This window comes from Hymenobacter koreensis, assembly GCF_039541855.1.
Taxonomy (GTDB): Bacteria; Bacteroidota; Bacteroidia; order Cytophagales; family Hymenobacteraceae; genus Solirubrum; species Solirubrum koreensis.
This window is the reverse complement of sequence record NZ_BAABHA010000002.1, coordinates 93,846-118,600: the sequence shown is the minus strand read 5'-3', so window position 1 is coordinate 118,600 and position 24,755 is coordinate 93,846. Positions and strand designations below refer to the sequence as shown.

General features: G+C 61.0%; 20 protein-coding genes. 10 read left to right on the top strand and 10 right to left on the bottom strand.

The window, feature by feature from the left end; all coding sequences use genetic code 11:
- Nucleotides 1–4 precede the first annotated feature (4 nt).
- Together ABD903_RS03395 and ABD903_RS03390 are read right to left on the bottom strand one after the other, a co-directional pair.
- Nucleotides 5–1,324 (bottom strand): DUF4178 domain-containing protein, encoded by a 1,320-nt coding sequence (locus ABD903_RS03395; protein ID WP_345221414.1) that lies wholly within the window; start codon nucleotides 1,322–1,324, stop codon nucleotides 5–7.
- Entirely contained in the window at nucleotides 1,321–1,674 is a 354-nt protein-coding gene (locus ABD903_RS03390; protein ID WP_345221412.1) for an S-adenosylmethionine decarboxylase family protein, read from the bottom strand. The genes ABD903_RS03395 and ABD903_RS03390 overlap by 4 nt, the downstream gene beginning before the upstream one ends.
- 233 nt (nucleotides 1,675–1,907) lie before the next feature.
- Between ABD903_RS03390 and ABD903_RS03385 the strand changes: the two genes are divergently transcribed.
- On the top strand, nucleotides 1,908–3,656 hold the full coding sequence (locus tag ABD903_RS03385) for a PA14 domain-containing protein (RefSeq protein ID WP_345221410.1): 1,749 nt from the start codon (nucleotides 1,908–1,910) through the stop codon (nucleotides 3,654–3,656).
- A 97-nt stretch (nucleotides 3,657–3,753) separates the two neighbouring features.
- On the opposite strand, the gene ABD903_RS03380 is transcribed toward ABD903_RS03385, so the two are convergent.
- From ABD903_RS03380 to serA, 3 genes are all read right to left on the bottom strand, one after another.
- Nucleotides 3,754–4,458, bottom strand: coding sequence for a hypothetical protein (locus tag ABD903_RS03380; RefSeq protein ID WP_345221408.1), 705 nt, complete (start codon nucleotides 4,456–4,458; stop codon nucleotides 3,754–3,756).
- 121 nt (nucleotides 4,459–4,579) lie between these two features.
- Entirely contained in the window at nucleotides 4,580–5,095 is a 516-nt protein-coding gene (locus ABD903_RS03375) for a hypothetical protein (RefSeq protein WP_345221407.1), read from the bottom strand.
- A 13-nt stretch (nucleotides 5,096–5,108) separates the two neighbouring features.
- Nucleotides 5,109–7,016: a phosphoglycerate dehydrogenase gene (gene serA / locus ABD903_RS03370; protein WP_345221406.1), complete on the bottom strand. Its 1,908-nt coding sequence runs from the start codon at nucleotides 7,014–7,016 to the stop codon at nucleotides 5,109–5,111.
- A 200-nt stretch (nucleotides 7,017–7,216) separates the two neighbouring features.
- On the opposite strand from serA, the gene ABD903_RS03365 reads away from it, so the two are divergent.
- Nucleotides 7,217–7,624 (top strand): GlcG/HbpS family heme-binding protein, encoded by a 408-nt coding sequence (locus ABD903_RS03365; protein ID WP_345221404.1) that lies wholly within the window; start codon nucleotides 7,217–7,219, stop codon nucleotides 7,622–7,624.
- 125 nt (nucleotides 7,625–7,749) lie between these two features.
- Here the strand turns inward: ABD903_RS03365 and ABD903_RS03360 are convergent, their stop codons facing one another.
- Nucleotides 7,750–8,043: a hypothetical protein gene (locus tag ABD903_RS03360; RefSeq protein ID WP_345221402.1), complete on the bottom strand. Its 294-nt coding sequence runs from the start codon at nucleotides 8,041–8,043 to the stop codon at nucleotides 7,750–7,752.
- Between the two features lie 92 nt (nucleotides 8,044–8,135).
- Nucleotides 8,136–8,849 (bottom strand): DUF421 domain-containing protein, encoded by a 714-nt coding sequence (locus ABD903_RS03355; protein WP_345221400.1) that lies wholly within the window; start codon nucleotides 8,847–8,849, stop codon nucleotides 8,136–8,138.
- 248 nt (nucleotides 8,850–9,097) lie between these two features.
- Here ABD903_RS03355 and ABD903_RS03350 point away from each other — a divergent pair, with 248 nt between their 5' ends.
- The 4 genes from ABD903_RS03350 (at nucleotide 9,098) to ABD903_RS03335 (ending at nucleotide 12,820) form a co-directional block, all read left to right on the top strand.
- The gene (locus ABD903_RS03350) at nucleotides 9,098–10,291 is read left to right on the top strand and encodes a helix-turn-helix domain-containing protein (protein ID WP_345221398.1); all 1,194 of its coding nucleotides are present in this window, start codon (nucleotides 9,098–9,100) and stop codon (nucleotides 10,289–10,291) included.
- Nucleotides 10,292–10,471: 180 nt separating this feature from the next.
- Nucleotides 10,472–11,002 (top strand): hypothetical protein, encoded by a 531-nt coding sequence (locus ABD903_RS03345; RefSeq protein ID WP_345221396.1) that lies wholly within the window; start codon nucleotides 10,472–10,474, stop codon nucleotides 11,000–11,002.
- Between the two features lie 39 nt (nucleotides 11,003–11,041).
- Nucleotides 11,042–11,653, top strand: a complete 612-nt coding sequence (locus tag ABD903_RS03340; protein ID WP_345221394.1) for a YceI family protein — start codon at nucleotides 11,042–11,044, stop codon at nucleotides 11,651–11,653.
- A gap of 117 nt (nucleotides 11,654–11,770) precedes the next feature.
- Nucleotides 11,771–12,820, top strand: coding sequence for a transglutaminase-like domain-containing protein (locus tag ABD903_RS03335; protein ID WP_345221392.1), 1,050 nt, complete (start codon nucleotides 11,771–11,773; stop codon nucleotides 12,818–12,820).
- 86 nt (nucleotides 12,821–12,906) lie between these two features.
- On the opposite strand, the gene ABD903_RS03330 is transcribed toward ABD903_RS03335, so the two are convergent.
- Nucleotides 12,907–13,308, bottom strand: coding sequence for a DUF983 domain-containing protein (locus ABD903_RS03330; protein WP_345221390.1), 402 nt, complete (start codon nucleotides 13,306–13,308; stop codon nucleotides 12,907–12,909).
- A 155-nt stretch (nucleotides 13,309–13,463) separates the two neighbouring features.
- Nucleotides 13,464–14,354, bottom strand: a complete 891-nt coding sequence (locus ABD903_RS03325) for a helix-turn-helix transcriptional regulator (RefSeq protein WP_345221388.1) — start codon at nucleotides 14,352–14,354, stop codon at nucleotides 13,464–13,466.
- A 178-nt stretch (nucleotides 14,355–14,532) separates the two neighbouring features.
- On the opposite strand from ABD903_RS03325, the gene ABD903_RS03320 reads away from it, so the two are divergent.
- The 3 genes from ABD903_RS03320 to ABD903_RS03310 all read left to right on the top strand — a co-directional run bounded on the left by ABD903_RS03320 (nucleotide 14,533) and on the right by ABD903_RS03310 (nucleotide 18,667).
- Entirely contained in the window at nucleotides 14,533–16,683 is a 2,151-nt protein-coding gene (locus tag ABD903_RS03320) for an FUSC family membrane protein (RefSeq protein WP_345221387.1), read from the top strand.
- Nucleotides 16,684–16,787: 104 nt separating this feature from the next.
- Entirely contained in the window at nucleotides 16,788–17,186 is a 399-nt protein-coding gene (locus ABD903_RS03315; protein WP_345221385.1) for a DUF3224 domain-containing protein, read from the top strand.
- Between the two features lie 101 nt (nucleotides 17,187–17,287).
- A complete protein-coding gene (locus ABD903_RS03310; protein WP_345221384.1) occupies nucleotides 17,288–18,667 on the top strand; it encodes a DUF885 domain-containing protein in 1,380 nt (459 codons plus the stop codon).
- A gap of 31 nt (nucleotides 18,668–18,698) precedes the next feature.
- Here the strand turns inward: ABD903_RS03310 and ABD903_RS03305 are convergent, their stop codons facing one another.
- Nucleotides 18,699–21,401 (bottom strand): PAS domain-containing sensor histidine kinase, encoded by a 2,703-nt coding sequence (locus ABD903_RS03305; RefSeq protein WP_345221382.1) that lies wholly within the window; start codon nucleotides 21,399–21,401, stop codon nucleotides 18,699–18,701.
- A 255-nt stretch (nucleotides 21,402–21,656) separates the two neighbouring features.
- On the opposite strand from ABD903_RS03305, the gene ABD903_RS03300 reads away from it, so the two are divergent.
- The gene (locus ABD903_RS03300; RefSeq protein ID WP_345221380.1) at nucleotides 21,657–24,716 is read left to right on the top strand and encodes an ATP-binding protein; all 3,060 of its coding nucleotides are present in this window, start codon (nucleotides 21,657–21,659) and stop codon (nucleotides 24,714–24,716) included.
- Nucleotides 24,717–24,755 lie beyond the last annotated feature (39 nt).

Here is a 24,755-nt window from a genome sequence, read left to right as displayed (position 1 = left end):
GACTTTACTCGTTGCTGGGGCCGTAGTCGCTGTTTTGCCAACGTTGCTGCTCGTGGAAGTACCGCCACACGTACAGCGCTACGGGATAGGCAAACAGCAGCGTTACCAGCAGCAGGGTGTTGGAAACCAGCGCGGGGTTTTGCGTGACGCGCACCGAAACGAGGTGCGACAACCCGCGCTCGGAAATCGGGTAAATGTTCAGGTGGTAGCGGCCCGAAGGCACCCGGCTTAGCATGGCCTCATCGGAAGGGCTGCCCTCCGACCAACTGCCGCCGTCTTCGTAGCCGTGGTAATACTCCAGGGCCTTGGTAAACTCGAAGCTGGGTCCCTGGCCTTCGTTTACCAGCGCCACGGGCAGCTCCATCCAATTATTGTCTACGTCGCCGCTGAGGCTGACTTCCAGGGCCGCCGGGCCGCTCACGGTAAACGAAGGAGTTATAATAACGGCGCCCTGCTCGGCCGGAGTGCCTGTTGACTCGTGTTGGGTGCGGTAGGAATCGGCCAGTAATTGCTGGCTGGGGCGCATTAGTCCGACGAAAAGCTGCGCCGCCACCACCAGCAAAGCCATGAAGAGTGTGAAATTGAGCAGCGGCCGCCAGTACGACTCGCCGGGCGCAGGCTGCACGGCGCCCACGCCCTCGCGGGTCGGCAGCGCTTCCGTATCGAGGCCGAAGGCCGCGGCTACCTGCGCGGGCTCCAGGTGTTCACCTCGGTACCACTCGGTGGTTTTGGTGCTCTGGCTGTACTCCTGAATCAGCATCAGCGGCGGCGCAATGAATTCGGCCACGTCAAGCTTTTCATCGGCCCGCAGGTCCCAGTCGAACTCGCCCACGGCATAGGGCACGCGTGGGGAGTAGCGGTTGTAAATGTCGAAGCGCACACCCGCGTCCATCACGTGCGCGTTTACGGTGTTGGCTTTGAGTACATTATTCGGCTGCTCGGTGGGTTTGATGAGCAGCCAATGGCCTTCGAACACCGCCAGCTGGGCGTAGCTGGCCGGCGGGCTGAAAAGCAGGTACTCGCCCCATTTGTATACCGCCGACTTGGCCTCGTGCCGGGCCGAATAGCCGATGACGCGGTAGGTTAAGCCGTCGGGCAAGGTGCCGGTAGCGCCCAACGAGAGTAGCTGGGGGACAAAATCTGGCCCTTTAGCATACTCGCCGAAAAGCTTGGGTGGCCTGGTATGCTGGTTTTGAAAGTACGTACGGCAGTCGGGGCAAGCGTAGTAAGCGCTGTTGTCGAGGTCGTAGTACGTGATGGGAGCATCGCATTTCGGGCAGTAAAACTGCGCCGACCGGAACGCTGGCTGAGCGGCAGTACTCATCGGCGTACTTCGGTTTTGCTTTGCTCCTGGGCTTCGAAAAACCGCAGCGTGGCCGCGTACAGCTGTTGCACCGTGGCAGAGTTGTCGCGCTGGTAGTTCGAAAGAAAGACATCGAACGTGGCCAGACCGTACTCGGGCCAGGTATGAATACTCAGGTGCGACTCGGTTAAAGCCACCACCGCCGTAAAGCCGCTGTTGGGAAAGGTGTGGTAAGCTTCGCCCACTTTGGCCAAGCCCAAGTATTGAATTTGCTCATCGAAAAAAAGCCGGCACGCGGCCGCATCGGTCAGGTGCTGCACCGGGGCCGAGAAAGTTGCCAGCACGTGCAGCCCGGGGGTGTAAAATGTCATTCGATAGCGAAGTATCCGGATGCCGCCGGCTTAATAATCTTCAATACTACGCAGTGCACCGCATAAGTCCAACATTATGGAGGAGCTTGAGAGACAATAGAATTGGGCTATAGCAAGAACTGCTTGGGTAAAACGTCGGTGTTCGAAAGCGGACCGGCTAGAGGTTGGGTTGGCTAGCGGAGAAACTGTAAATTCAGCCCGCCGTTTGGTCTATCACTTCGAATTTTTGTCCCGTGCGTAGCTTCCTACTCTACTCGTTGCTTGCTGGCCTTGGGGCCGGTGGCACTACGTTGGCCGATGCCGCCCCGGTTGTTTCCCTGCTGCCGGTCGAGGCTCGCCTGAGCCGGGTAGCCGCTGGCGTATCGGTTGCCAAGTTGCCCGTTCAAACGCCCGGCAACGGCCTCTCCGGTAGCTATTTCACGAATGGCTCACTGGCCGGTGCGCCGGCCCTGCGCCGCGTCGACGCCGCCATTGACTTTCAATGGGGGCAAGGCGCCCCCGCCGCCGGCTTGCCTGCCGATAACTTCTCCGTGCGCTGGGAAGGCCAGCTGGCTGCGCCCAGCACAGGCAGCTACCGCTTCATTGCCCAGTCCGGCGACGAAGTGCGCCTCTGGATTAACGGCAAAAAGGTGCTCGATACCTGGCAGGGCAGCAAAGGCGGCTTTGTAGCCGGCGGCAGCGTAGGTTTGGCCGCGGGCGAAAAAACCTCCATCCGCCTGGAGTACACCGACGCCGAAGGCGACGCCCAGCTTCAGTTGATGTGGGTGCCCCCCGGACAGGCGGCGCAGCTTATTCCCACAACTTACCTCTTCCCGCTGGGCGCACCGGCTACGCCGGCTCCGGTAGCGGCGGCTACCCCGGCGCCCACTCCGGCCCCGGCAGCGCCCGCGCCGGTAGCTCCGGCAACGCCCACCCCGGCAGAGCCGGCCAAAGCCGTGGCCGCGACTCCTCAGCCTGCCGCTCCCAAGCCGGAACCCCGCAAGAAAACCCCCAAACCTGCCACGCCCAAGCCAGAGCAGGCGAAGGCGGTAGCGGCCAAACCGGCCGAACCGACGTCCGTAGCCGCCCAGCCGGCACCGGTTGCCCAACCGGCTCCCGCCACGCCAACGCCCGCGCCCGCCGCCACCGAACCCGAGACGGCCCAGGCGGCGGTAGAAGAAGCCCCCGGCAAGCCCGTGGAGCTGCCCGCCGAGTCGCAGGCGGCGGTGTACATTCTCACCTCGCGCAGCTCGCGCAAGCCGCTGGAAGTGGTAGACCCTAGCCGCCCTAACAGCCGCGCGTACCAGCCCGTAGTGGGGGCCGCCCCGGTGAAAACCGCCCGTAACGCGGCCCCGCAGTGGCGCATCGAAAGCATTGGCAACGGTTTCTACCGCTTGGTGGTACCGGGCAACAACAAGGTGTTGGAAGTACTGGGCAGCGCCACCAACAACGGCGCCCCCCTGAACCTGTGGACCTACTACAGCGGCAACAACCAGGTGTGGCGCATTGAGCCCGCCGAGCACGGCTACTTCAAACTGGTGGCTAAACACAGCAAAAAGGCCCTCACCGACAAAGATTCGATTGAGGGCGGCTTGCAGCAGTGGCGCTATAACGGCAACGCCAACCAGCAGTGGAAGCTGGAGGCCGTGCAGGAAGAAGAGCTTCCCCCGCTGGCGGCTTCCGTAGGCCGGCCGGGCCTGGGACTGCACAAAATGAGCCTCTACCCCAACCCCAGCAACGGTGTGGTGCAGCTCTCGTACCAGCTGCCCGAACCCACGCCCGTGGGCTGGGTGCTGTACGACCAGCGCGGTTCGGCCGTGCGCGTATCGGACTACCGCCGCCGGCCTGCCGGGGGGCACCACCAAACCCTGGAATTCACCGGCTTGCCCGCCGGCGACTATTATCTGCACCTAACCGTGGGCACTGCTACCACCAAGCAGTCGTTGTTTATTCGTAAGCCCGCCGCCGAAGCAGCTGCCCCTGCCACCACTACCAGCAATTAATGAGTGCAGGCAGCCCAAGTGGCTGAGTGTAAAACGCAAAAACCGGCGGCTCCTGAATAGGGGCCGCCGGTTTTGCGTGAATAGTGAGGGTAGTTGATCAGAAAGCGTACCCTAGCTTGAAGCCGAAAGCCAGGGAAGGAATAACCGAGCCGTTACCCGAGAAGCTGGAGTCCGGGTTTTGCTCGCCGATGTCCTGCGACTCTTTGAAGTGCCGGACGCCGAGGCCCACAAAACTGTCGAAGGTGAAGCGGTTGCGGAAGATGTGCTGGTAGCCCATTTTCAGGTGCCCACCTTTTTCCTGCAGCTTGATTTTATAGTTGTCCTCGGGGCCGCGGCGGGCAGCACGCCAATAGGAAGTGACCATTAGAAGGTCGGTTTCCTCGTACCAATCGTATTCCGGGGCCTGGTTGCTGTTGTAGTTCACCTGCTTGTAAAACAGCTGGGCGGCAGCATAAGCCCCACGCATACCAATGTCGCGCTTGGAGAGGTAGCGGCGTATTTCGGTTTTCAGGTTGAAGTTTAACGCCTGGCGGTCGGTGCTGGGAAACGAGGCATTAACAACTTCCGAGAAGTCGAACAGGGCGTCGTCGCGGAAGATGTAGCCCACGTCGGTCTGCCAGCTGAACTTGTTGCTCAACCGCTTTTCGGCGCTCAGCCACAGCGTGGTTTTGTGCGGAATTAGCAGGTCGATGGGAGAAGTTTTCAGCACCAAGGTGCGCTGAGCGGTGATGCGCACCGAATCGGTTTGGGCTTCGGCGGCACTAGCAAGCCCAAGCAAGCCCAGCAAAAAGTAAGACTTCATTAAGTGGAAAGCGCGGCTAATATCGGGTAAGCACTTCCGACAAAAATACTTGGCGCCGCTAGCATTACGTATGGCGCGCCTTCACATAATGATGTGGGCAACAGCTTTTGCAGCTGGGTATCTAGCAACTTTGATGCAGCCAGACGTACTTCTTTCCATTCCAATAAATCATACCACCACCCACTTCTTCCTTCCCTATTTCGATAGCAGGATGCCGGAGACGGACGTTTCGCTCGCCATTCATTTCTCCCGATTTGTCGAACAGCACTTCGAACGTGCTGGTGTTGATATACAACTTCCAGTATGTAACCCATCCGAAACTGGAATAAAGCATATCGGTGATGTACGGTGAACCCGCGCCCAACACGTGGTAAGCAGTTTGACCCCGGTGCAGGATTACTAACCCTTGGCTCCTATTCTGTTTCCGGGTGATGAGTATTGCAATGTCGCGCTGACCATCGCCATTGAAATCGGCCTGCAGAAAACCGGGTTGGGCATAAGCCGCGCGACTAAACGCTCCATCCAGATTTATAGCCTGCCAGCGGACCTGCGCCCATGTAGGTATTGGGGCTAATGGCTTAATTACCGGCTGGTTACTGCTTGTTACCAGCAAAAGAGTCCAAAGGATTGATAACATAGTGGACTGAGCGTTAATACAGCACCCGAAACTTAATCGTGTGTTCCACCTCGCGCAGGGCCTTGATTACTTCCTGGTCGTACTCGCGGTTCACGTCGGTAATCACGTAGCCGATGTGCTCGTTGGTTTTCAGGTACTGACCGAGAATGTTCACCTGGTGGGCCGCCAGCACGTTGTTAATGCGGGCCAGCACGCCCGGCACGTTCTGGTGAATGTGAATGAGGCGGTGGGCCTGCTGCTGGGCGGGCAGTTGAATGTTAGGCAGGTTCACGCTCTGCTGGGTGTTGCCCGAATTCACGTAGCCGATGATGCGCTCGGGCACGAACTCGGCGATGTTGCGCTGGGCCTCGGCGGTGCTGCCGCCGATGTGGGGCGTGAGCAGCACGTTGGGCAGGCTGCGCAATTCGCTTTCGAAACTCTCGTCATTGGTTTTGGGCTCGTAGGGAAACACATCCACCGCCGCGCCGCCGAGGTGGCCGCTGTGAAGGGCGTTGGCAAGGGCCGTTACATCCACCACGTGGCCGCGGCTGTTGTTCAGCAGTAGGGCGCCGGGCTTCATCAGGGCCAGTTCGCGTGGGCCAATGAGGTTTAGGTTGTCGGGGCGGCCGTCTACGTGCAGCGTAACCACGTCGGCTTCCTGCAGCAGCTCATCGAGGGTGCGCATTTTGCGGGCGTTGCCCAGCTGCAGCTTCTCCTGAATATCGAAGTACAGCACCTGCATGCCCACGGCCTCGGCTACTACCGACAGCTGCGAACCGATGTTGCCGTAGCCCACAATGCCCAGCTTTTTGCCCCGAATTTCGAACGCTCCGCGGGCCGATTTGTCCCACTCGCCGCGGTGCATGCGGGCGTTTTTTTCGGGAATGCGGCGGGCCAGCGTGATGATTTCGCCCAGGGCCAGCTCCACTACCGAGCGCGTGTTCGAGAACGGCGCGTTGAACACGGCCACGCCCTTCAGCATGCAGCCCGTCAGGTCAATTTGGTTGGTGCCGATGCAGAACGCGCCCACGGCAATCAGGCGGTTAGCGGCTTCCAGCACCCGCGGCGTAACCTGGGTTTTCGAGCGGATGCCGAGGATGCTTACGCCCTCGATGCGTTGCACCAGCTCGTCCTCGTCGAGGCCGCCGGGCACGGTTTCTACCTGGTAACCTTCTTCTTTGAACAGTTCGGCGGCGCGGGCATCGGGGTTTTCGAGCAGCAGTACGCGGATGCGGTTTTTGGGGTAGCTCAGGGTCATCGGCAACTTGTTCTGGTAGAGAAACTCATCGAAAGTGGGCGCTACTTCATCGGCGCGGTCCACCACAGCGGTGCGGCTTACGTTTTCGGTGAAGGCGTAAAAGCGGTCGGCCAGGCCGGCTTCGCGAATCTGGTAATCGGTGTACCCGTCGCCGAGCACGAATACTTCGGCGCCTTCCAGGCCCAGCTCGCGCAATTGCTGAATTTTGCCGCCGTCGCGACTCAGCGGATTGTCTTCGTCGAAACCGATGATGTTGCCGGCTTCATCAAACCGAAACGTGTTGGCCAGCACCTGCCGGGGCGGAATGCCAAACTCGGCCACCACCGGCTCAATAAACTCCCGAAACCCGCTGCTGACGATGTACACGCGGTCGGCGTGCTGCTGGAAGAAGCTTTGGTTGCGCCGAATGCTCTCGGAAACCTTGGTGTGCAGGTGCGCCACCAGCTCCTGCAGATGCTCGCGGCGGGCCGGCAGCAGCGCTACCCGCCGCCGCAACGACTCGCTGAATGACACCGAGCCGTCCATGCCGCCGTCGGTCAGGGCCTTTATTTCGGCCACAATGCGTTGGCGGTCGGGGTGGTTGCGCAGGGCAATGTCGGCCAGCTCGTCGAGGCCTTCCACCTGGGTGAAAGTGCTGTCGAAGTCGATAACCAAGTACGGAAGCGGTGGAGTGGGGGCGGGCATGGGGGCAATATCGGCCGGAAACGCGAAGTGCAAGTGGTATTATATGCCGGGCGTGGTGTTTTTGCAGATGTGCTGGCCCGAGGACCTAATGGTTATAAAGCAAATTCTAGCGTCGCAATTACAGCCGTGGGCCAATCAATTCCGGGGGCTGCGGGTTAGTAGTAGATTCCATTCATTCACTAACCCCCGCAAACAACACCATGGGAATTACCCTCGAACAAGCCCAGGCCGCCGTGCAGGCCGCGCACCAGAAAGCCCTGCAAATGGGCGTGAAAATGAACATTGCGGTGGTAGATGCCGGCGCTAACCTGACGGCCTTTGCCCGCATGGACGATGCCTGGCTCGGCTCCCTCGATATATCCATCAAGAAGGCCAAAACGGCGCGCTTCTTCGATATGCCAACCGGCGAAATCGGCAAACTCTCCCAGCCCGGCGGCTCGCTGTACCACATTGAGCACTCGAACGGTGGCTTGATTACGTTTCCCGGCGGCATTCCCATCACCGACGGTAGCGGCCGCGTTATCGGCGCCATTGGCGTGTCGGGCAGCACCGTGGAAGACGACCACGCCGTAGCCGAAGCCGGCGTAGCGGCTGTGCAGGGCCAATAGGCGCGACACAAGCGTATACAAACAAGCCGCCCGCACGCAGGGAGGTAGCAACGGCTACTCTCTTTTGCGTGCGGGCGGCTTGTTTGGGTAGCGAACCAGCTGGAGAAGCGGTTGCGCTTACGCGCTTAGTCGTCGGTTTTTACTTTCGCCTTCTTGCGCTTGTTCTTCACTTTGGTGTCCTCAGGCATCACCTGTACAGCCGGTGCCGGTTTTGCCGTGGTGGCGGGCTCCACGGTGGTCGTCGTTGATTCCACGGTGGTGGTGGAAGCAGGCGCCGGGGCCGGGGCTAGCTCAGCCGGAGTAGTGGTACTGGCCGGCGTGGTGGTGGTTTGCTTGGTGGTAGTGGTGGTGCTGGTTTGAGCACTAGCCGAATAGGCACCCGTAGCGAGCAAGGCGGCCAAAACGAGAAGCTTCTTCATTGGGAGCAACATTTTCGGTGAGTAAATACCCCGCTTCGGAAGAAGCGGCTTTCAGGAGGCCCTTAACGAAGCTCGTCGGGAAAAGGTTAAGCTTAGCTGGTACGTGGCGCAGTGCAGGCCCGGAGCCAGTGGTTCTGGCGGCACTGCGCGCAGGCGTGAACCTGCCCGGTGGTTAACTCGGTTACGTGGCCGCATTCTCTGCAGGCGTAGGTGCCGGCCGGTTGTGGGGTAGCCTGGGCCTGCGCCAGCAACTCGGGCCAAATGGGCAGGCCCGGCCGCGTCGGCTCATCGGTGGGGTAAAAAAACACGCTGATTTCGCCGGTGGCCTCAAAGTAAAGCTTCCGCACCTGGCCCAGGTGCTCTACCTGCATCTGGCGCAGCTCACCGAATAGCTCCTTGTGAGTAAGGTTCTGCTTTTTAAGTACCTGCAAATCGATAACCCCATCGGTAATCAAGCATTCCGGTTTGCCCTCCAGCCAGTCGCTGAAGCGCGGGTACCACTCGGTGAGGTGGTTAAACAGCAAGTACAGGCTTACTACGGCCACAAACACGGTTACAATGTGCAGCTTGGGCACATCGGGGTAAAACATGGCGTCGCCGGCGGCCGAGCCTAGGGCCAGAATGATGCTTAGCTCGAACAACGAAAGCTGCTTTACCTGTCGCCGGCCGGTGATGCGCAGCGTGCCCAGGATGAGCAGGTACGTGACTACACAACGCAAAACGACTTCACCCAGGAAGGCGGGTGGCATGTTATCGGACCAGAGCAGGCGCTGCCAATCAAACGGGCTGATGATTTCAGAAGGCATGAAACAATAGAGCTGTTGCGGTGCTGATGCGGCCAGAACCACGCGCCATGCGCAACTTAACGCAATAGTGGAGCTTGCCGTTGGGGGCAGTTGCGCGCCTCAGGGCCTGGTTCAGGTGGGCGACGAACCGGCCGCATGCCTTGCCGGTCCAGGCAGTTGCGTGCAAGAGACAAGGAGTAGGGAGGAACAAAAGAACGGCTGTTTACTTTTAGCACCGGCTCGCCATTTTCGCGGCCGCCCGCCACTCTATGCAGGTTACGCTTACCGTTAATGTCGTGCTGCTGTTTGCGGTGCTGGCTCAGGCCGTGTTTGCCGCCGCTCTGCTCTGGACGGCGCCGCTCAACCGTCTGCCCAACCGCTTTCTGGCCCTGCTGCTGTTAAGCATGGCTCTGTGGGTGCTCGATGGGCTGGGGCGCGAGGCCAACCTCTACGGCCAGAACCCCGAGCTGTACTTTTCGCCCATTTACTACTCGTTTGCGTTTGGGCCGCTGCTGTACTTTTACGTGCAAAGCCTGCTGAACCACCGGTTTCGGCTACGGGGCCAGCATGTCTGGCATTTTGTGCCCGTGTTGGGGCAAGCCGCGTTGTACTGGGTGTTACGCTTCACGCCCTACAGTACCCGCATGTGGTTTTGGGAGCACGTGCACCAGCCCGTCACGTACCGGGTAGAGTTCATCGGCACCTGGGTGTCGCTCATGGTGTACCTGGTGCTTTGCCTGGGCCTGCTGCGCCGCTACCGGCGCTGGCTACCCGAGCATTTCTCCGAAACTTCGCAGCTGCGCCTGCACTGGCTCCGGGTTTTGCTGCTGGTGCTGGCCCTGGTAAGCGCCCAGTGGCTGGTGGAAGTGGTGCTGCGCGAGTTCTACGACCTCTATTACAAGTACGACTTCTCTACTTGGCTGCTGGGCGGTGTGGTGCTGCTCATCGGCGTGGTGGGCCTGCGCCAGGCCGATATGCAAGCCGTGGAGTTCGGGCCCGATGCCGACGAAACTACTGAGCCGGCAGCCGAGCCCATAACTGCCGGCCCTCAGCACGAAGCTGGTGCTGCGCCGTCATTGGTCCCGGGCGCTGAGGCCTCCACCGCCGAGCGCCCGGCAGCGGCCGTAGACCCCGCGGTGCTGGAGCGCCTGCGTCGTGCTTTCGAGGACGACAAGCTTTACCTGAACCCCACGCTCACGCTGGCCGAACTGTCGGCGCACACGGGCTTGGCGCCGCGCCTCATTTCGTTTACCGTTAACCAGGGTTTCGGCAAGTCTTTTAACGATGCGGTAAACGGCTACCGGGTGGCAGAAGTCAAGCGCCGCCTCGCCAATCCTGCCGACGTGGCCCGCCTCACCTTGCTCGGCATAGCCTTCGAATCGGGCTTTAATTCGAAGACCACTTTCAACCGCATCTTCAAGCAATTCACCGGCGTGGCCCCCAGCGAATACCGAGTAGAGTAGGGGCCAACCCTTGCCGCAGCAAAATCCAGCGGCACCTGGGCGGAGGGGCAGGAAAAACCCGCTAAAAGTACTGAAGCAAGTGCCATATCACGATTTGGTACGCCCCGAATCCGCATTCGGGGCGCTTGCGGTTGTGTGAGCTGCCACTTTTGAGCCGAACCTAACGCTCAGACTTCGGCCATGAAACACCTCCTGCTCGCCGCCTTATTTGCCCTGGCTGCGCTGCCGCTCCAGGCGCAATCCACCGTGTGGTCCGACCACCGCCGCGTGCTGCCCGACAAGCTCCGCCGCGTACCCGTGGGCCTCTCGCTTTGGCACACGCCCAACCCCAACTACCCCGAGCCCAACCCCGCCCAGCCCGGCGGCTACGTGTGGAAGCACAGCACCATGGTGCGCGCCGACGTGACCGACTTGGACATCGTGGAGTGCGGCAGCTTCATTTGGTACAGCGACCAAGGCTGGCAGGCCAACATGGTAGAAACGCCCGCTGAATTCGCCCAGCTCTTCAACTGCCCCGGTGGCCTCCTGCGGCAGGGCCGCACGTACACCTTCGCCAAAAACTGGCGCACCGCCAGCAGCGCCCAGCAACTCTACGGCGGCGACGCCCTCTGGTACATCCTGGCCCGCGACAAAGCCGGCCGGCTCTATAAAGGCATGGGCCTCATCGAAACCGAAGCCGACGTGCAGCCTGCTCCAGCAGCGGCCCGCTAACCACTGTTTCACCTACTCACATTTCAAGCCTCTCTTGCCATGAAAGCTACTTTCTTTCTGCTACTGATTCTGATTGCCAGCTCCTTCCGGAACGCCCCGCAAGTGTACCGGGCCGACGCCTCGGCCAGCCAGCTCACCTGGACCGGTTACGCCGAGGTAGGTACCTGGGCCCCCAGCGGCACCCTGCGCCTCGCTCAGGGCCGCATCGAAGCCGATGGCCTCACCTTGCGCGCCGCCCGCTTCGAGTTCGACATGCGCACCATTGCCCACGATAACGAGCAGTTGCAAGGCCACTTGCGCGGCGCCGATTTCTTCGATGCAGAACGCCACCCCATTGCCGTTTTTGAGCTGCGCGAGGTGAGTGGCGCCACCGCCCGCGGGCAGCTCACGCTCAAAGGCATCGGCAAGCCTGTGCAGTTTCCGGTGCAGGTTAGCCGCATGGTAAATGGGCAGCTGCGCGTAGCCGGCCGGGCCACCGTCGACCGCACCCAATTTGGCGTGACGTTTAACTCGGCCAACTTCTTTCAGAACCTCGGCGACCATGCCATCCGCAACGATTTTCAGCTGGACTTTGTAGTGGTAGCCAGCCCCGTGCAAGCGGCCGCAAAACCCCGCCCCGCGGCCGTTGGTAAATTTCCGAAAGGACGGTAGAACGGCCCCGGCTAGCTAGGGCTGTGGCTGGTCGGTTTTCTCCCGACGGCGGTTGCACTTGGGCGGATGTACCTTTGCGGGGCCGCCGACTACCGCGCTTCATTACTTATTGCTGCTTTGCTGATTCCCGTTTCTTTCCTGCGGCTGCCATGCTGGCGCAAGGCTATTTACGCCCTTATGTTGTTGCCCATGCTGGCCAGCACCCTTCCTAATACCGATGTAACCGCGCGTACGCCCCGGGTGCGCCGCTTTGCTTTCGAGTACCAAACCACGGTGCCCGCCCTGCCCGCCACTGCGCGCGAGCTGGACGTGTGGCTGCCTGTGCCCCATACCGATCCGTCGCAGGAAATCGGGGAGCTGGAGGTTGACTCGCCGCTGCCCTATGAAATGCTGGCCGCGCCCTACGGCAACCGCGTGCTGCACCTGAAAGTGAAAGCGCCCCAAGCGGCGGGCTTCACCGTTGCCATGCGTTTCCAGGTAACGCGTCGGGAGCACCTGAACCCGGCCGTAGCGGCCGGTAATGCCACCGCCCGCAAAGCCACCACCGAGCCCCTCGACCCCAACATGCAGCGCTGGCTGGCCGCCGACGGCCTCGTGCCTCTCGATGACAGCATCCGTCGCTGGGCACGGCAGGTGGTGACCGAGGCAAAAGCGCAAACCGAGCTCGATAAAGCCCGCGCCATTTACAACCACGTGGTGGCCACCGTGAAATACGACAAAACGGGCCAGGGCTGGGGCCGGGGCGACATCTACTACGCCTGCGACGAACGCCGCGGCAACTGCACCGATTTTCACGCCTTGTTCATTGGCTACTGCCGCGCCTTGGGCATTCCGGCCCGCTTCAGCATAGGGTTTCCGCTGCCCGCCGAGCGCGGCCAGGGCGAAGTGAAAGGTTACCACTGCTGGGCCGAGTTCTACACCGCTGCCACCGGCTGGGTGCCCATCGATGCCTCCGAAGCGGCCAAGAACCCCGCCCAGCGGGAGTACTTCTTCGGAGCCCACGACGAAAACCGCGTGGAGTTTACCCGTGGCCGCGACCTTACGCTGGCTCCGCGCCAGCAGGCCGGCCCGCTCAACTACTTCATTTACCCCTACGCCGAACTCGACGGCCAGCCTTACACAGGCCTGACAAATCAGTTTAGGTACCAGGACCGCACGAAGAAATAGTTGCCGGTCCCGAAAACCGAAACCGCCCGCTTCTTTCCTTCAGCCGAAGAAAAAGAGCAGGCAGTTTCGCGTGAAAACGCGTTTCGCTACGGGCGGGAAGTGCCGGCGGCGCGGTTGGGCTCGTAGCGCACGCCACCGAACAGGTAAAGCATGAGGGCCCGCGAGTAACGCAGCACCAGCGGCATGGTGAGGAGGGCGGCAATGCTCACGGTGGCTATATATACCCACAGGGCCGGGTCGCCGGCCAGCCAGTACAGCAGCACGCCCGACGTAACAAAAATGGCCACCGTAAACGCGTAGCTGATGAACATGGCGCCCCAGTAAAACCCGGGCTCCGGCTCGTAGGTTTGTCCGCAAACCGGGCAGTGCTCGGGCATTTCGGTGAACTTGCTCAGGTTAAATGCCGACGATTTAAACAGGGGTCCTTCGTGGCAGCGGGGGCAGCGCAGCGCCAGCAGCGACAGGGGAGTGGATTGGATGCGAGACATAGGTAATGCAAGGCTGGTAAATGGGCCTCCTGGCGGTATACGCAGAAACCCGACCTGGCTCCATTACCGTGAATGACCGGCAGGCCGGAGCCAATGCAAAAGTAGACTTTGCGTACCCAACGCAGCAGGCCACATGCGGGCGTGTGCAGGACAAATCAGGGCTGCTGCCGAAACGCTTCGGGCGTGCGGCCGGTGTACTTGCGGAAGTAGCGCGTGAAGTATGATGCGTCTTCAAACCCCAACTCGTACGCCACCTGGGCAACCGACAACGCCGAATGCCGCAACAGGCGTTGGGCTTCCACCACCACCCGCTCGTGAATAAGCGCGCTGGCGGTTTTGTTGAGCGTGCGCCGGCATACGGCGTTTAGGTGGTTGGGCGTAAGGTGCAGCAGATCGGCGTATTCCTGCACGGTGCGCCTGGTGCGGTAGTGCTGGTTGAGCAAGGTCCCAAACTCGCGCACTTGTTGCAGGGCATGCTTGGTTTCGGCGGCGGGGGCGGGCGGGTAGGCGCGGGTGGCCAGCTCCAGGCACAGGTGCAGGTAAGAGCGTACTACCTCAGCCGTGTTGGGGTGCGCCGCTTGGGTTTCGGTGTGCATGCGCGCCAGCAGCGGCCGCAGCTCTGTTTCGGCATCGGCGTTGGTGGGTGCTCCGTCCGTGGTGTTCAGCAGGTAAAGGACCGGGGCGTGCTGCGGGGCAAAAAACGGGTACTCGTAGAGGCGGTTGCCGGGGTAGCGAAACAGGTAAAACTCGGCGTCGAAGAACACCACGTAGCCCTGGGTATCGGGCTGAAGCACCCAGTGGTGAACTTGGCCCGGCGCTACAAAAAACAGGCTGCCCGGGCGCAAGTCGTAGCTAACCAGGTCCACGGTGTGGCTGCCGCTGCCGTGCGTGATGTAAAGCAGCAGGTAAAAATCGTGGGCGTGGGGCTCGTTTACGTGCGGAAAGCGAACCACGTGCGTTTCCAGCCGCTCGATGTAGTACGCCTGCTGCGCCGGCGGCTGCGGAAACTGATGGAGGGCGAGTACCGGCAGGCGGGCAGGTTTCATGCGAAATAAGAGCAGCGGGAGCAGCCAAAATACGCAGGCGCGGGCCGGAAGGCGGCCCCGGTTCAACGGCCGGAATAGCAGGAGAAAGAAAAAAGGCGTTCCTCCCTGCGTAAAAGAACCGTACTATCGCACATCAGCCGACTTTGAGGCGCCACCTGTGCCCCGTGCCTTGTCACCCATGAATTCTCGTTCCAGCAGCCTACAGTACTTTCTCTTCGGGCAGAATTTTGCCGATGGCCTGCGCACCACCCTGGTGGTGCTGGTGCCTGCGTTGTTGTTGTTGTACCTCGGGCAGCCCGAAGCCGGCATCGTTATTTCCCTGGGCGCTTTGTGCGTGAGCGTAACCGATTTGCCCGGTCCGCTGCGCCACCGCCGCGTGGGCATGCTGGTATGCGTGGCTTGCCTGCTGGGCGTGGCCTTGGTTACGGGCTTTGCGCGCCTGAATCCGGTGATAATGGGGCTGGAAGTGCTGCTGTTTAGCTTCGTTTTTACCCTGTTTATGGTGTACGGTGCCCGAGCCGGGGCCGTGGGCTCGGCAGCCTTGCTGGTGATGATTCTCACCATGGACCAGCCACTTACTCCGTTACAAGTGCTGCAATACTCGGCGCTGCTTACCGGCGGTGGCCTCTGGTACCTGGCTTTTAGCCTGATTGCCAACCGTCTGATGCCCTACCGGCCGGCCCAACGGGCCCTGGGCGAGTGCATTCACGCCATTGCCGAGTTCTTGCGGTTGAAGGCAGCCTTTTACCAAACCGGTACCAACCTCGACGAGGCGTACCGCAACCTCGTGGCCCAGCAAGTGGTGGTAAACGAGAAGCAGGACGCCGTGCGGCAAATCCTTTTTAAAAGCCGCCAGCTGGTGGAAGAAACCACCGGCACCGGCCGCGCCCTCGTGTTTGCCTTTGTGGAAACCGTGGACCTCTACGAGCACATTACCGCCACGTACTACGACTACAAGTCGCTGCATCAGCGCTTCGGGGACACCGGCCTGCTAACCGACGTGGCGGCGCTCATCGAGCGCATGGCCTTGAAGCTCGACGACATTGGGCTGGCCGTACACGCCAACCGCCGCTTTGCCGCCGCCGGTTTCGACCTCAACCCTCAGCTTGAGGCGTTCAAAGCCCGCATAGATGCACTGGCGGCCCAAGAGCTGGGCCTGAGCACCATTGTGCTCAAGAAAGTGCTGGTGAACCTGCGCAACATGCAGCAGGAAATACAGGCCCTGCTCACTTACTTTGACCCCGCCTCGCCCACCTATACCCAAAGCACCGACCAGCTGGAATACTCGCGGTTTGTGACTCGGCAAGACCTTTCCCTGCAACTGCTGCTCGACAACCTCTCGCCCAAATCGGTGGTGTTCAAACACGCGGTGCGCATGGGAATTGTATGCTTGTTTGGCTTCGTGGTTGCGCGGTTTGTGGGCCTGGGCGAACATAGCTACTGGATAGTAATGACCATCGTATTCATGCTCAAGCCCGGGTTCAGCCTGACCAAGGAGCGTAACTACCAGCGCATTATGGGCACCCTAGGCGGCGGTATTATTGGAGTGCTCATCCTCTCCTTGGTGCAGGACACCCACGCTCAATTTGCCCTCATGGTGCTGCTCATGCTCGGGGCATTTAGCTTTCAGCGCAGCAATTACATCGTGTCGGTGTTCTTGATGACGCCTTACATTCTCATTCTGTTCGGGCTCATGGGGATAGGGTTCCGCAGTCTGCTGCAAGAGCGCCTGATCGATACGCTCATCGGCTGCTCTATTGCCCTGGCGGCGGGCTACCTGCTTTTCCCCACCTGGGAGTCGGACCAGCTGCGCACCTACATGCGCGACGTGGTGCGAGCCAACCTGCGCTACCTGCAGCAACTGGCTGATAACTTAACCGGCAAGCCCCGCGAGCTAACCGAATACAAACTGGCACGCAAGGAAGTCTACGTGAGTTCGGCTAACCTGGCAGCGGCCTTTCAACGCATGTTGTCTGAGCCCAAAAGCAAGCGGCGAAACAGCGAAGAGGTGCAGCAGTTTGTGGTGCTGAACCACATCCTGTCGTCGAACATTGCTACCCTTACCGCGGCCGTAACGGCGGCCAACCGGCCCGCCCGCTCGCCCGAGCAGCTGCGACCCGTGCAACAGTCCATTGCCGCCCTAAGCCACAGCCTGCAGAAGCTCGACGCCGAAGCAGCTGAAACGATGCCGGTGGTGCCCGCTGCAACGGCCGCCGCTGCCGGATTACCAGTGCCAACCGCAGAAGATCAGCAGCTTACTGAACAATTGATATTTATTCGGACCGTTAGCTACGATATTGGCAAGGTAACCGATTCGGTCCTGGTCTGAGGCAGTTTGTGAGTAAAGATTTTAGCTAAATTTTTTAGTAAAATCTGTCCGTTGTTTTTAGTATATAGTATATTTGAGCCCTAGGCACTAACCAACCATTTGTTATGAATGCACGCGCCGTAGGACTGCTGGAGTTAGAAGATTGGGCCGAAGAATTTCGGGAGGAAAACGCTGGCAAACCCAGCTTGGCGCGGGCGTGCGTCACCCAGGTGTTGCGGGGCGATATTGAAGGCGAAGGCCGGCTGGAAGCACTGCTGTTTTACCACCCCGACGGCTCGGCCAGCTCGGTAGGCCTCGAGCACATTGAGGGAAGGGTAGGCGACCGGAGCGGCAGCTTTGTGCTCGAACATAGCGGCACTGTGGAAGACGGCGTAGCCAAAGCCAATTTCTCCGTGGTGCCCGGCTCCGGCACGCATGAGCTCGACGGCCTGCGTGGCAGCGGCTGGTTTGTGCGTCCCCGCGGCCAGCGTGGTTCCATTACGCTGCATTACGATTTCGTGTAAGCCCGGCAGCGCGGCGGAACAAGGCCGCTGCCAACAAGTGGCATGCAGCCCCGGCAGCAGTTGGCGGTCAGTAGCCTACCTCGTGCCACTCGGTTCCCGCCATGCCCCACCCACTTCGTTGCCTGCTTACCACCTGCATCCTGTGGTTGCTGACGCACGCCCAGGCACCCGCTCAGCAGCCGGTTGCTTATCCCGACGAGGCTCGGCTGCAAGTACTTTTTACCGACTTCGCCCGCGACTACCGCGCCTTGGGCATTCGCGGCATTCAGCTTGACTATCGGGAAAATCTCCGCCTGATTCCCTCGGTGGAGGAGCTGCAGCGGCGCCAGCAGGTGCTGTTCAGCTACCAGCAGCGGCTAAACCGGTTGCGCCGCCCGCAGCTCGCTCCCGATTCGCGCTACGACTACGACCAGCTGGCTTTTGAGCTGGCCTTTAACCTGCGGCGGGCCGAGCTGGAAAAACGGTTCGTGCGCGCCCGCCCCGACCGCCAAGCCGCCGCTACGGGCCTGGCCACGTTGCCCGATGCCCGCGCGTGGTACCAGCTGTACGTACAGCGCTATACCTCGCTGGAGCGCACGCCCGAGCAGCTCACGGCTTTCAGTGAGGCCGAAGTAAAGCGCGTGCAGAGTGAAATTCGCCGCCTGCGTGAGGCCCTGGGCTATGGCCGCGACAGTGCGGGCTTTTACCGCCACCTCCAAAGCCCGGCCTTTGTGCTAACCGACGAACAGGAAGTGTTGCGGCGCTATAACGCCATTCGCGAGCGTGCCCTGGCCGGCCTGCCGCGCTTGTTCCTGAATACCGATGTGCCCGGGGTAAACATTCGGGTTATTGCCGACTCGGGACCGGCCACGCCGCCGGGCTACTACATACCCGAGGAGCCGGGTGGGAGCGAGGCAGCACCTACCCGCGGTACGTTCTATTTCAACTTTTACCAACAGCGCCACAATCTGCGGGCCATGGAGTGGACGTTCCTGCACGAAGCCGTACCGGGCCACCATTACCAGTTCAGCCTTACCGCCCGGCAAACCCAGCTGCCCGAGTTTAAGCGGCTATTTCTCTACAACGGCCACTTCGAAGGCTGGAGCGCCTACGTAGAATACCTCGGCCACGACCTTGGTCTGTACCAGGACCTGTACAGCGAGTTGGGCAAATGGGAATGGGACCTGGTGCGCTCCGTGCGGGTAGCCCTCGATGCCGGTATTCATGCCCACGGTTGGACCAAGGCCCAGGCGCTGGCGTACTGGCGGGCCAACATTCCGGGGGCCGACGACATTGCCGAGCGCGAAGTAAACCGTTGCATCGCGTGGCCGGGCCAGGCGCTTAGCTACAAACTGGGTGCCGCGCAACTGCTGGAATGGCAGGCGTGGCTGCGCCGGAAACAGGGGCCTGCCTTTGACATCAGGCGTTTCCACGCGCTGGTGCTTAGCCGGGGTCAGCTGCCATTGCCCGTGCTGGAGCGTTTGGTGAAAGAAAAAGCCTGACCACCGATTAGAAGAATACGCAGGCCCCGCATCAAGCGTGCTCGTTGGCTGGCAGCAGAATGCGAAACGTGGTGCCAAACCCGGGCGTGCTGCTGACCTCAATCTTTCCACCGGCCTGTTGAACAATGCGCTGCACCAGATACAGCCCCATTCCCGAGCCGGGCACGTGGTCGTGGAAGCGGCGGAACAGCTGAAACAGCTCCGGGCCGTAACGGGGCAGGTCCAGGCCCAAGCCGTTGTCTTCGAACACCAGCAGGGTTCCGCTGTTCGGGGCGGTGCGGGCGCTTACGCGCACGCGGGGTGGGCGTTCCGGGTGGGCGTACTTCAGGGAGTTCGAGAGCAGGTTGTAGAGGATGCTTTGCAGGTTGGGCCGCACGAACAGCAGGGTGGGCACTTGGTCGAAGTCGAGTTCGAAAAGAGCCCCCAGCCGGTCGGCTTCGCTTTGCATGCTGCCAATTACTTCCTGCATGAAAGGGCGCAGCTCCACCGGCTCGGTCTGCAAGTGCTGGTGGTGGCGCTGTACCTGAACCACGTCGGTGAGGTCCTGAATGGTGCTGTGAATTTGTTGCAGCGCCCGTTCAAACATGCCCGTGAGCAACTCGGTCTCGGGGTCGTGAAACTGGGCCGTACGAATAAGCTCCTGAAAAATGCCGGCCATGTTGTTTACCGGCTGCTTGAGGTCGTGCGAGGCCGTGTACACAAAATTGTCGAGGGCTTGGGTGGTTTGGGTGAGCTGAGCATTTTGCAGCAACAGTTGCTGCTGGGCCTGTTTTACATCGTGAATGTCGGTGCACGAGCCGAACCAACGCACCACTTCGCCGGCCTCGTTCCGCAAGGGCTCGGCGCGGCCCAAGTACCAGCGGTAGCCATCGGCAGGCGTAATAAACCGGTACTCGATTTCGTAACGCTGCCCCGAGCTGTAGGCCTGTTCCCACACCGCGAATGTCCGCAGCTGGTCTTCGGGGTGAATGAGGGCACCCCAAGCCGAGCTGCCAAGGCATTGGTCGGGCCGCAAACCGGTGGCTTCCAGCACCCGCTCGTTAAAGTAGTCCACCTGGCCATCGGCGGTAGCCGTCCAGATAATTTGGGGTACGCTTTCGGCCAGAAAGCGAAAATGCGCTTCGCTCTGCTGCAACTGCGCCTGTAACTCTTGCTGCTCGTGAATTTCAACGGTAGCCGCGCTAAAGCCCACTACCTGCCCGTCGGCATCGTAATACGGTTGTTGCCGCGTTAGGAACCAGCGGTATTGCCCGTCGTGGCGCCGGAAACGGAACGGCGGGCTTTGCCAGGGGCGCAATGATGCCAAGGCCAGGGCGTGCGAAGTGGTCAGGGCTTCCACGTCGTCGGGGTGAATGGCGTTCCACAGGCCCGCCGCAGCACCGGAACGGGACTCCCCCGTGTACTCAAATGCCGAGTCGTTGATGTACGTTACGGCTCCGGCGAGGTCCAGCGTAGAAATGAACACAGGCACGGTGGCTGCCAGAATGCGCAACTGCTCGTCGCGGCGCTGCATTTCCAGCTGCAGGGCCTCGGCTTGCTGGCGGGCCCGTACCTGCTTGGTTACTTCTACCCCAAAAGCCATTATGCCATCGGGTTGGCCTTGGGCATTGGAAAGCGGCTGGTACACAAAATCGAGGTAGTGCTCTTGCAGCGTGCCAGTGGCCGGGTTCAGCAAGTGAATCGGCGTTTCCAGGCCTATGTACGGGGTATTTGAGCGGTATACCGTTTCCAGCAACTCCACAAAGCCTTGCTGGGCTACTTCGGGCAACAGCTCGGCGGCGGGCAAGCCCAGCTGGACGCGGCCGCCCATCAGTTCGTTGTAGCTGGGTGTGAAGAACGTGAACCGGTGCTCGGGCCCGTTTACGGTGGCAATGAAGGCCGGTACCTGCCCCAAAATCTGCCGCAGCTGTTCGTCGCGGGCTTCGGTTTTGTGTTGGGCGAGTTTCTGGTCGTGGATTTCAGTAGCCGTGCCGGCCCACGCCAGAATTTCGCCCGCGGCGTTGCGGCGCGGTACGCCGCGCACCAGCTGCCAGCGGTACTGGCCATCGTAGCGGCGCAGGCGGTATTCCACTTCGTAGGTGGCGCCCGCGGCTACGGCTTGCTGCCAGGCCTGCGCCACGCGCTGCCGGTCATCGGGGTGCAGGTCTTCAATCCAGTCGACGGCGTTGTCGGGCCCTTCGGACCGGCCGGTATAGCGCCGCCACTGGGGGTTGCGGTAGGTGGCCAGCCCGTCGGGCTGGGTAAGCCAAATCATTACCGGCAGGTCCTCCAGCAGGAAACGGTTCAGGTCCTGGCTTTCGGTTAGCGCCGCTTGGTTTTGGTGCTCGAGGCGGTGCTGGGCGGTTACGTCGTCGGTTTTCTGCAGAATGTAGCGCAGCTGGCCGGCTTCGTCGAGCACGGGGAAGTGGGTGGCCTGCCAGTACATTTCCTCGAAGCCGCCGCCCTGGGCGGCCGGTTTTTCCAAGTGGTAGCGCAGAACGGGCAGGGTATGCGGTGCCAGGTTTTGGCGTACCCAAGCCAGTGAAGCCAGCAGCACGGCGGCTTCGGCGGCGTCGGTTACCGGGAACACCTCCAGAAGCGGCCGACCCACAACTTCCTCCCGGCTTTTGTACGACGCGGCCGCGTGCGCGTTGGTGGTGTCGATAACGGTGGCGTCGGGTAAGAGCAGCAGGTAGTTACCGGGCCAATGCCGAAACAGTAATAAGTAATCGGGCAGCGGCGCTGAAGCGTGCATAAAGCGGTAAAAACGCGAAGCAGGCCGGGGCCTGCGGCAACCATAAGAACAAGAACACGCGGCATGTCAAAGATACCCAAATTAAGCCCGCACTAGCCCTGGGGTAACGGCTCCTGCCAACTGCCGAGGAGCGGCCGCGGGTTTACATGGAGAATGATGACTTTGACCTAGAAGAATGTGCCGTTGAGCGAAAATAATGGCACCGCCCTGCCCGGCTAAGCTACTTTAGCTAGTCTGCCAGTCGCCTGCCTTCCAATGTCTATTCCTTCTGCCGCCGCTTACGCGGAATTACACGCTGCCCTGAGCCAGGCCGAGGCTCGTAACGCTGAACTCACCCACGCCTTAAATCAAGCCACCAACGCCGCTGCCGATGCCACACAGCAGCTAGCAGCCCTTACCAAACAACTGGCGGTGGGCACGCTGCGCATTGAACCCAGCGGAGAAATCGGAAGCGTTAGCCAGCAGTACTTCGAGCTGCTGGGCCTCGAGGAGGACCCCGCCCTGTGGTATGGGCGCCCCGCTACGGCCCTCACCGACCTCATTCGGCAAGAGCTGCCCGAAGCAGCCGCGGTGGTTCCCGGGCACGCCCCGGCAAACCTGCACCCGGCCTGCCTGGAACTGCCCAACGGCCGGGTACTCGAGCAGCACTGGGTAACGCTGGATTGCGGGGCCCAGGTAGAATACCTGCGCGATGTTACGCAGGAAGATATTCGGCAAGGCATGTTGGCCGCAGCCAGCATGCCCGAGCAATGCCCGTATCCCATTGTGCGTTACGCTGCCGATGGCGAGCTGCTGTACGCCAACCCCGAGGCGTGGCGCCTGCGGGCTCAGCTGCACGAAAAAAACCAAGAGCAGGTACGCGGACAGTTTTTTGCTCTTGCCTCGGAGGCTCTGCGCCTGGGCGAAACCCGGGAATTAGAGCTAACCATCGGAAACCGGCAGTTTGTGGCCTACGTGGTGCCTTTCCTGGCCGAGCAATACATTAACCTGTACCTGCTTGATATTACGGAGCGTACCGCGGCCGAAGCGAAAATACGCGCCAGCGAAGCCAAAGTACGCGAGCAGCAGCAGTTTACCCAGCAGGTGCTCGATACCCTTTCCAGTCTGGTAACCGTGTGTACTCCCGACGAGCAGGTGGAGTTTGCCAACAAAGCGTATCACGAGCTGGCCCAGAAAACCCGCTTCAGCACCCACGCCCCCACGCCCGAGCACGAGGAATCCCAGCAGCTCATTCGGGCGGCCGAGCAACAGGTGCTGGCCACCGGTCAGGAGCAGGTGCTGGACGTAACCGTTCCCCTGCGCGACGGTTCCGTGCGCTGTCTGCACGCCGTAAAGCGGGTGCTGCGGCGCCCCGACGGTACCAAGAACGTGCTCACGGTTTCCACCGACATTACCGACCTCAAGCAGGCCCAGGAAACCCTGGCGCGCAGCGAAAAGCGCTACCGCGACCTGATGCACTACGCGCACGCCCTCATCTGGACCCATAACCTCGATGGGCGCCTGCTCTCGGCTAATCCGGCCCTGAGCCGCGTGCTGGGCATAGAAGTGGATCAGATGCTGGGCCGGCATTTGTCAGAAGCTTTTGACGACGAGCGGCACGCGATGGTAGAGGAATACCTGCGCGGCATGCGCGACAAAGGCGAGCAAACCGGCGTTATGAAGCTCCTCGATCCGGCCCGGCAGGTACATTACATTCTCTTCAATAGCTACCTGGTAAACGAGCCGGGCGAGCTGCCCTACGTGGTGGCGTACGGGCAGGAAATTACCGAGCGGGTGCAGGCCGAGCGCGAAATGAAGCAGGCCAAGGAGGCTGCCGAGGCGGCTGCCCGGGCGCGGGAAAACTTCCTCGCCAACATGAGTCACGAAATCCGGACCCCGCTGAACGGCGTGCTGGGCACGGCTAACCTGCTGGCCAAAACCCAACTCGATACGCGTCAGACGCAGTTTCTGGACGTTATTCGTTCTTCGGGAAAGCACTTGCTGGGCGTTATCAACGACGTGCTGGACATGGCTAAAATATCCTCGGGTAAGGTGGAGTTCGAGAGCGTGCCCTTTAACCTCTGCGACTCCATGGGGCAGTCCATTCAGCCGCTGGTTTTGCAGGCCACCCAAAAAGGCCTGACGGTGCTGGGTACGCCCTTGCGCCAAACCTGCGCTTATCCGTGGGTGCTGGGTGACCCGCAGCGCCTCAATCAAATTCTGATTAACCTCACCGCTAATGCCGTGAAGTTCACGCCTACTGGCGGCACTATTGAAATTATTGGGCGCCAGATCAGCGAAACCGAGGCTGCCCTAACCGTGGAGTTCAGCGTGCGCGACACCGGACCCGGCATTCCGCCCGACCGCCTGGAGCGCATTTTCGACAGCTTTACCCAGGCTTATGCCGATACCTCGCGCAAGCACGGAGGTACCGGTTTGGGCCTCACCATCAGCCGGGCGTTGGTAGAGCAGCTGGGCGGTGAGCTTACGGTAAGCAGCGAGCAAGGAGTAGGAAGCACTTTCGCCTTCACCCTCACCTTGCCCAAAGTAGCCCGCCCCGCGGTACCCCTCACCACCACCGAACTTGATAACGGCCAGCTGCGGGGCGTACGCGTGTTGCTGGTGGAAGACAACGAAATCAACCGCGACGTGGCTCGCCTGCTGCTTGAGGGCTGGGGCGTGGAGGTAGACGAAGCCGAAAACGGTTTGCAGGGCGTGGAACGCTTTCACGAACGCCATTACGACGTGGTGCTGATGGACATTCAGATGCCTAAGCTCAACGGCATGGAAGCAACGGCCCGTTTGCGCCAGCACCCCGATGCCGAGCGCGCCGCCACGCCCGTGGTGGCCCTCACGGCCAACGCTTTCAAGGAAGACAACGAGCAGTACCTGGCCGCGGGCATGAACGCGTGTTTGGCCAAGCCCTTTGAAGAAGCCGAGCTTTACGGAGTGCTCGTGCGCACGCTCGCCGCGGCTGCGGCCCCGGCCTACGACCTGACCGCGCTGCGCGTGATGTCGCGTGGGCAGGAGGCTTTCGTAACCAAAATCGTGCGTTCGTTTTTGGCAAACATTCCCAGCAGCCTGGTTACCCTGCAAGCCGCCGCCGCCGCCAGCGACTGGCCGCTGGTTGCCCGCACCGTGCATCACATCAAGCCCAACCTGGTGTCGTTGCGCATCAGCGGCATCGACGACGTGGTGGCCCGGCTGGAAAACCTGCGCGAGGAAGTACCGCAGGCAGGCCAGGAAGTACGTCTGCAAGCCGCCTGCCAGCAGTTGGTGCGTGCCGTAGAGCGGGCTCTAAAAATCCTGCCCAACGAGCTGCCAACCGCCGAGTAAAGCGGCGCTGCAAACCCAGTATTGGGCAACAAGCAAGGG

Bases quoted from the DNA above. Each gene is read 5' to 3' on its own strand.
- ABD903_RS03320 (WP_345221387.1), top strand. From the start codon at position 14,533: ATGAATTCTCGTTCCAGCAGCCTACAGTACTTTCTCTTCGGGCAGAAT.
- serA (WP_345221406.1), bottom strand. From the start codon at position 7,016: ATGCCCGCCCCCACTCCACCGCTTCCGTACTTGGTTATCGACTTCGAC.
- ABD903_RS03310 (WP_345221384.1), top strand. From the start codon at position 17,288: ATGCCCCACCCACTTCGTTGCCTGCTTACCACCTGCATCCTGTGGTTG.
- ABD903_RS03315 (WP_345221385.1), top strand. From the start codon at position 16,788: ATGAATGCACGCGCCGTAGGACTGCTGGAGTTAGAAGATTGGGCCGAA.
- ABD903_RS03395 (WP_345221414.1), bottom strand. From the start codon at position 1,324: ATGAGTACTGCCGCTCAGCCAGCGTTCCGGTCGGCGCAGTTTTACTGC.
- ABD903_RS03300 (WP_345221380.1), top strand. From the start codon at position 21,657: ATGTCTATTCCTTCTGCCGCCGCTTACGCGGAATTACACGCTGCCCTG.
- ABD903_RS03360 (WP_345221402.1), bottom strand. From the start codon at position 8,043: ATGAAGAAGCTTCTCGTTTTGGCCGCCTTGCTCGCTACGGGTGCCTAT.
- ABD903_RS03340 (WP_345221394.1), top strand. From the start codon at position 11,042: ATGAAAGCTACTTTCTTTCTGCTACTGATTCTGATTGCCAGCTCCTTC.
- ABD903_RS03355 (WP_345221400.1), bottom strand. From the start codon at position 8,849: ATGCCTTCTGAAATCATCAGCCCGTTTGATTGGCAGCGCCTGCTCTGG.
- ABD903_RS03330 (WP_345221390.1), bottom strand. From the start codon at position 13,308: ATGTCTCGCATCCAATCCACTCCCCTGTCGCTGCTGGCGCTGCGCTGC.
- ABD903_RS03345 (WP_345221396.1), top strand. From the start codon at position 10,472: ATGAAACACCTCCTGCTCGCCGCCTTATTTGCCCTGGCTGCGCTGCCG.
- ABD903_RS03375 (WP_345221407.1), bottom strand. From the start codon at position 5,095: ATGTTATCAATCCTTTGGACTCTTTTGCTGGTAACAAGCAGTAACCAG.
- ABD903_RS03365 (WP_345221404.1), top strand. From the start codon at position 7,217: ATGGGAATTACCCTCGAACAAGCCCAGGCCGCCGTGCAGGCCGCGCAC.
- ABD903_RS03380 (WP_345221408.1), bottom strand. From the start codon at position 4,458: ATGAAGTCTTACTTTTTGCTGGGCTTGCTTGGGCTTGCTAGTGCCGCC.
- ABD903_RS03390 (WP_345221412.1), bottom strand. From the start codon at position 1,674: ATGACATTTTACACCCCCGGGCTGCACGTGCTGGCAACTTTCTCGGCC.
- ABD903_RS03325 (WP_345221388.1), bottom strand. From the start codon at position 14,354: ATGAAACCTGCCCGCCTGCCGGTACTCGCCCTCCATCAGTTTCCGCAG.
- ABD903_RS03305 (WP_345221382.1), bottom strand. From the start codon at position 21,401: ATGCACGCTTCAGCGCCGCTGCCCGATTACTTATTACTGTTTCGGCAT.
- ABD903_RS03350 (WP_345221398.1), top strand. From the start codon at position 9,098: ATGCAGGTTACGCTTACCGTTAATGTCGTGCTGCTGTTTGCGGTGCTG.